Annotated in this window: 8 protein-coding genes; all 8 read left to right on the forward strand. The window is 55.9% G+C overall.

Going from position 1 to position 5602, the window contains the following annotated elements:
• The first annotated feature begins 317 nt into the window (after positions 1–317).
• Complete coding sequence (locus CINSTRO3249_RS12045; protein WP_074013460.1) at positions 318–1040, forward strand: helix-turn-helix transcriptional regulator; 723 nt, start codon at positions 318–320, stop codon at positions 1038–1040.
• The gene (gene tusD, locus CINSTRO3249_RS12050) at positions 1037–1429 is read left to right on the forward strand and encodes a sulfurtransferase complex subunit TusD (protein WP_256381671.1); all 393 of its coding nucleotides are present in this window, start codon (positions 1037–1039) and stop codon (positions 1427–1429) included. Before CINSTRO3249_RS12045 ends, tusD begins: the two co-directional genes overlap by 4 nt.
• 7 nt (positions 1430–1436) lie before the next feature.
• A complete protein-coding gene (gene tusC / locus CINSTRO3249_RS12055) occupies positions 1437–1796 on the forward strand; it encodes a sulfurtransferase complex subunit TusC (protein WP_074013461.1) in 360 nt (119 codons plus the stop codon).
• 14 nt (positions 1797–1810) lie between these two features.
• Complete coding sequence (tusB, locus tag CINSTRO3249_RS12060; RefSeq protein WP_074013462.1) at positions 1811–2098, forward strand: sulfurtransferase complex subunit TusB; 288 nt, start codon at positions 1811–1813, stop codon at positions 2096–2098.
• A gap of 133 nt (positions 2099–2231) precedes the next feature.
• Positions 2232–2606 carry a 30S ribosomal protein S12 gene (gene rpsL / locus CINSTRO3249_RS12065; RefSeq protein WP_011412094.1) on the forward strand — a complete coding sequence of 125 codons (375 nt, stop codon included), beginning with the start codon at positions 2232–2234 and terminating at the stop codon, positions 2604–2606.
• A gap of 94 nt (positions 2607–2700) precedes the next feature.
• Complete coding sequence (gene rpsG, locus CINSTRO3249_RS12070) at positions 2701–3171, forward strand: 30S ribosomal protein S7 (protein ID WP_011412093.1); 471 nt, start codon at positions 2701–2703, stop codon at positions 3169–3171.
• Between the two features lie 94 nt (positions 3172–3265).
• Complete coding sequence (gene fusA, locus CINSTRO3249_RS12075; RefSeq protein WP_074013463.1) at positions 3266–5371, forward strand: elongation factor G; 2106 nt, start codon at positions 3266–3268, stop codon at positions 5369–5371.
• A 71-nt stretch (positions 5372–5442) separates the two neighbouring features.
• On the forward strand, positions 5443–5602 hold a 160-nt coding region (locus CINSTRO3249_RS12080), incomplete at its 3' end, for a GTP-binding protein (RefSeq protein ID WP_254304360.1).

Genomic DNA, 5602 nt, shown 5'->3' on the forward strand with positions numbered 1-5602 from the left:
TCATATGCTGTTTAACCAGCGTCTGATATCGGCGGGTAAGGCGAGAGTCAATCCCGCCAACAGATAGGTTGAAATCATTCTGCAAAGTAATAACAGGTATCACGATAAATGTGTAGATACCTATGCCGCTGATGGTCGCCGCCCACGCCGCCTGGCAACGCGGGCGGATAATACCAATGCCGAATAATAAAAAACTTCACCAAACACAAGGACAGCGTTTTGCCGGATTTGCTAGACTAGCGGCCGGATAACAGAATTACAGCCAAATCTGCCCGATACTATCCCGGCAGATTCACAACCACGGGTGGTATTTCCACATGTCTACGTCTCTTCCTCATTCTGATGCCGGCGAGCTGGATTTATTGGACGAACGTCCATTCAGCGCCGTGGATCATGAAATTCTCGCCTCTTATGAAGCCGTCGTGGATGGCCTGGCGATGCTTATTGGCGGACATTGCGAGATTGTATTGCACTCCCTGGAGGACCTGAAATGCTCGGCGGTGCGTATCGCCAACGGCGAACACACCGGGCGTAAAGTGGGGTCGCCGATATCGGATCTCGCGCTGCGCATGCTGCATGATATGGCGGGAGAGGACAGCAGCGTCTCCCGCGCCTACTTTACCCGGGCGAAAAACGGCGTGCTGATGAAATCAGTCACCATTGCCATTCGCAATCGCGAGGAACGGGTGATAGGGCTGCTGTGCATTAACATGAATTTGGACGTACCGTTCTCGCAGATTATGCAAACCTTTATTCCGCCGGAAACGCAGGACATCGCCACCTCGGTGAATTTTGCCTCCTCGGTTGACGATTTGGTGGCCCAGACGCTGGAGTTTACCATTGAGGAAGTCAACGCCGATCGCAACGTGTCCAACAACGCCAAGAACCGCCAGATTGTGCTCAATCTGTATGAGAAAGGCATCTTTGATATCAAGGATGCCATCAATCAGGTCGCCGACAGGCTTAACATCTCCAAGCACACGGTCTATTTGTACATCCGTCAGTTCAAAAGCGGCGATTTTGTGGGACAAGAACGGTGAGTCTGAATTATTGCCTGATGGTCACCGGCCCGGCCTATGGCAATCAGCGCGCCAGCAGCGCGCTACAGTTCGCCCGGGCGCTGCTGGCGTGCGGCCACCGCCTCGGCACGGTGTTTTTTTACCAGGACGGCGTGCATAACGCCAACCGCTTAAGTGCGCCCGCCGGCGATGAAGTGGATTTGGTGCGCGCCTGGCACGATCTGGCGCAGCAGCATCAGGTGGCGCTGCATGTCTGCGTCGCCGCCGCCCTGCGTCGCGGAGTGACCGATGCCCTTCAGGCGTCGCTGCTTAAGCGTAGCGGCGAAAATCTTCAGCCCGGCTTTGAGATCAGCGGCCTGGGCAGCCTGGCACAGGCGGCCCTCGGCTGCGATCGCTTTGTCCAGTTCTAAGGCTTTCATGAACCGTATCGCATTTGTTTTCAGCCACGGTCCGCACGGTGATGCCGCCGGACGGGAAGGGCTTGACGCGCTGTTGGCGACCTCGGCATTGGCGGAGGATATCGGCGTGTTTTTTATCGCCGATGGCGTGTTGCTGTTGCTGGCGCAGCAGCAGCCGGCGCAAATTCTGGCGCGGGACTTTATCGCCACCTTCGGCGTGCTGCCGCTGTATGATGTCGACAGGCTTTATCTCTGCGCCGAATCGGCGGCGGAGCGCGGGCTGGATGCCGATGCCGGCTGGGTGCTGGACGCCGAATGGTTATCGGCGGCGGACTGGCGCCAGCGTCTAAGCGCTTTTGACACCGTATTGACGTTTTAACGCCGGAGGCTCCCATGCTATATACCCTGAGCCGTTCTCCCTATGCCTGCGATCTGGCGGCGCTGCTGCGTCTCGCGCAGCCCGGCGACGACCTGCTGCTGCTGTCCGATGGCGTTATCGCCGGGCTCGCCGGCTCACCGGCCGCGCGCGCGCTCGACGCCTCTCCTTTGACGCTGCACGCGCTGGAAAATGATATTGTCGCCCGCGGGCTGTCTGCTCATTTTTCGCCCAATTTTGCGATAATCAGTTATACTGAGTTCGTCAGGCTGACTGAAAAACAGCCGCAGCAGATGGCGTGGTAAGCAAGGGTGGGTTGTATATTTCTTGACACCTTTACCCGTCAGCCATAAAATTCTGCGTCCTCGTACTTTGCCCCGCGGCATCACGAGGCGATTTATTACGTGTTTACGAAGCAAAACCCAGGAGTTTTATTGAATGGCAACGATTAACCAGCTGGTACGCAAACCGCGCTCCATGAAGGTTGCGAAGAGCAACGTTCCGGCGCTGGACGCCTGCCCGCAGAAACGTGGCGTATGTACCCGCGTATATACCACCACCCCGAAAAAACCGAACTCCGCGCTGCGTAAAGTGTGCCGTGTTCGTTTAACCAACGGGTTTGAAGTCACCTCCTACATCGGCGGTGAAGGTCATAACCTGCAGGAGCACTCCGTGATCCTGATCCGCGGCGGTCGTGTAAAAGACCTGCCGGGTGTGCGTTACCACACCGTTCGTGGCGCGCTTGACTGCTCCGGTGTTAAAGACCGCAAGCAGGGCCGCTCCAAGTACGGCGTGAAGAAGCCAAAGGCTTAATGGTTCTCCGTTAAGTAAGGCCAAACGTTTTATTAACTCTGTCAAAGAACTCATTGAGTTTTGGACAACCCTGAATTAACAACGGAGTATTTCCATGCCACGTCGTCGCGTCATTGGTCAACGTAAAATCCTGCCGGATCCGAAGTTCGGATCTGAGCTTTTGGCCAAATTTGTTAACATCCTGATGGTAGATGGCAAAAAATCTACCGCAGAAGCAATCGTCTATACCGCGCTGGAGACCCTGGCTCAGCGTTCTGGTAAAGGCCATCTGGAAGCTTTTGAAGTAGCCCTGGACAACGTGCGTCCGACTGTCGAAGTCAAATCGCGCCGCGTCGGTGGTTCTACTTATCAGGTGCCAGTAGAAGTCCGTCCGGTTCGCCGCAATGCCCTGGCAATGCGTTGGATCGTTGAAGCTGCTCGTAAACGCGGTGATAAATCTATGGCTCTGCGCTTGGCGAACGAACTTTCCGATGCAGCAGAAAACAAAGGTACTGCTGTGAAGAAACGTGAAGACGTTCACCGTATGGCAGATGCCAACAAGGCGTTCGCCCACTACCGCTGGTAATCGCACCGCAGTAGTTACGCTAACCCGGCGGACGCTCATGAGCTGTCCCTGCCGGGTTGGCTCGGAATGAACGCCCCAGTAATCGAGGATTCAAATGGCTCGTATAACACCCATTGCACGCTATCGTAACATCGGTATCAGTGCACACATCGACGCCGGTAAAACCACCACGACTGAACGTATCCTGTTCTACACGGGTGTGAACCACAAGATCGGTGAAGTTCATAATGGCGCAGCCACCATGGACTGGATGGCGCAGGAGCAGGAACGTGGTATCACCATCACGTCCGCCGCGACCACCTGTTTCTGGGCCGGCATGGCCAAACAGTTTGATTCGCACCGCATCAACATTATCGACACCCCGGGGCACGTTGACTTCACTATCGAAGTTGAACGTTCCATGCGCGTGCTCGATGGCGCCGTGATGGTGTACTGTGCGGTAGGAGGCGTGCAGCCGCAGTCTGAGACCGTATGGCGTCAGGCAAACAAATACAAAGTGCCGCGTATCGCGTTCGTTAATAAAATGGACCGTATGGGCGCCAACTACCTGCGCGTCGTTGAACAGCTGAAAACCCGTCTGGCCGCTAACCCGGTTCCGATCCAGCTGGCTATCGGCGCGGAAGAAAAATTCACCGGCGTCGTCGACCTGGTGAAGATGAAAGCGATCAACTGGAGCGAAGCGGACCAGGGTGTGACCTTCAATTATGAAGACATCCCTGCCGATTTGGCCGAGCTGGCCGACAAATGGCACCAGCATTTGGTGGAATCCGCAGCGGAAGCGTCTGAAGAGCTGATGGATAAATACCTGGGCGGCGAAGAGCTGACCGAGGAAGAAATCAAGCAAGGTCTGCGCCAGCGCGTTCTGAACAACGAAATCATTTTGGTTACCTGTGGTTCCGCGTTCAAGAACAAAGGCGTACAGGCGATGCTGGATGCGGTCATTGAGTATCTGCCGGCCCCGACTGACGTTGCTGCCATTAACGGCGTACTGGAAGACGGCGAAACCCACGCTGAACGTCATTCCAGCGATGACGAGCCGTTCTCGGCGCTGGCGTTCAAAATCGCCACCGACCCGTTCGTCGGCAACCTGACCTTCTTCCGCGTCTACTCCGGCGTCGTCAATTCCGGCGATACCGTGCTGAACTCGGTGAAGGACAAGCGCGAGCGCTTCGGCCGTATCGTACAGATGCACGCCAACAAGCGTGAGGAAATCAAGGAAGTGCGCGCCGGCGACATCGCCGCGGCCATCGGCCTGAAAGACGTCACCACCGGGGATACCCTGTGCGACACCTCTGCGCCGATCATCCTTGAGCGTATGGAATTCCCGGAGCCGGTTATCTCCGTTGCCGTGGAACCGAAAACCAAGGCCGACCAGGAAAAAATGGGTCTGGCACTGGGCCGTCTGGCGCAGGAAGACCCGTCTTTCCGCGTGTGGACCGATGAAGAATCCGGCCAGACTATCATCGCCGGGATGGGTGAGCTGCACCTTGAAATCCTCGTCGACCGTATGCGTCGCGAATTCAACGTGGAAGCCAACGTCGGTAAGCCGCAGGTGGCCTACCGCGAAACGATCCGCTCCACCGTCGAGCAAGAAGGTAAATTCGTTCGTCAGTCCGGTGGTCGCGGTCAGTTCGGTCACGTTTGGCTGCGTATCGAACCGATGGAACCGGGTGGTAAAGGCTACGAATTCCTGAACGAAATCGTCGGCGGTGTGGTACCGAAAGAGTACGTTCCGGCGGTGGATAAAGGCGTCCAGGAACAGCTGAAAAGCGGTGTTCTGGCCGGCTACCCGATCGTAGACGTCCGTGTTGCCGCCTTCGATGGTTCTTACCACGAAGTCGACTCCTCGGAAATGGCGTTCAAGATTGCCGGTTCCATGGCGTTCAAAGAAGGCTTCATGAAGGCGAAACCGGTGCTCCTGGAACCCATCATGAAGGTCGAAGTTGAAACGCCTGAAGACTACATGGGTGACGTGATTGGTGACTTGAACCGTCGTCGCGGTATGATTGACGGTATGGAAGACACCACGACCGGTAAAACCGTTCGTGCGCAGGTCCCCTTGTCTGAAATGTTCGGTTATGCTACTGATCTGCGTTCACAGACTCAGGGCCGTGCTTCTTACTCCATGGAGTTCCTGAAGTACAATGAAGCACCGAACAACGTTGCTCAGGCCATTATCGAAACCCGCAGAGCCAAGTAAGCTTTAAGGGTTACAATTAATATCCCGTGCTCTCACCCGTTGGTGAGAGCATAAGAGTAAGGAATATAGCCGTGTCTAAAGAAAAGTTTCAACGCACCAAACCCCACGTTAACGTCGGTACTATCGGCCACGTTGACCATGGTAAAACGACCCTGACCGCCGCCATCACCACCGTTCTGGCCAAGGCCTACGGCGGTAGCGCGCGCGCATTCGATCAGATCGACAACGCGC

This window comes from Candidatus Sodalis sp. SoCistrobi, assembly GCF_900143145.1.
In the GTDB taxonomy this organism is placed as follows: Bacteria; Pseudomonadota; Gammaproteobacteria; order Enterobacterales; family Enterobacteriaceae; genus SoCistrobi.

Excerpts from the sequence above, each read along its gene's own strand:
- CINSTRO3249_RS12045 (WP_074013460.1), top strand. The coding sequence starts at position 318 with ATGTCTACGTCTCTTCCTCATTCTGATGCCGGCGAGCTGGATTTATTG.
- tusC (WP_074013461.1), top strand. The coding sequence starts at position 1,437 with ATGAACCGTATCGCATTTGTTTTCAGCCACGGTCCGCACGGTGATGCC.
- tusB (WP_074013462.1), top strand. The coding sequence starts at position 1,811 with ATGCTATATACCCTGAGCCGTTCTCCCTATGCCTGCGATCTGGCGGCG.
- rpsL (WP_011412094.1), top strand. The coding sequence starts at position 2,232 with ATGGCAACGATTAACCAGCTGGTACGCAAACCGCGCTCCATGAAGGTT.
- rpsG (WP_011412093.1), top strand. The coding sequence starts at position 2,701 with ATGCCACGTCGTCGCGTCATTGGTCAACGTAAAATCCTGCCGGATCCG.
- fusA (WP_074013463.1), top strand. The coding sequence starts at position 3,266 with ATGGCTCGTATAACACCCATTGCACGCTATCGTAACATCGGTATCAGT.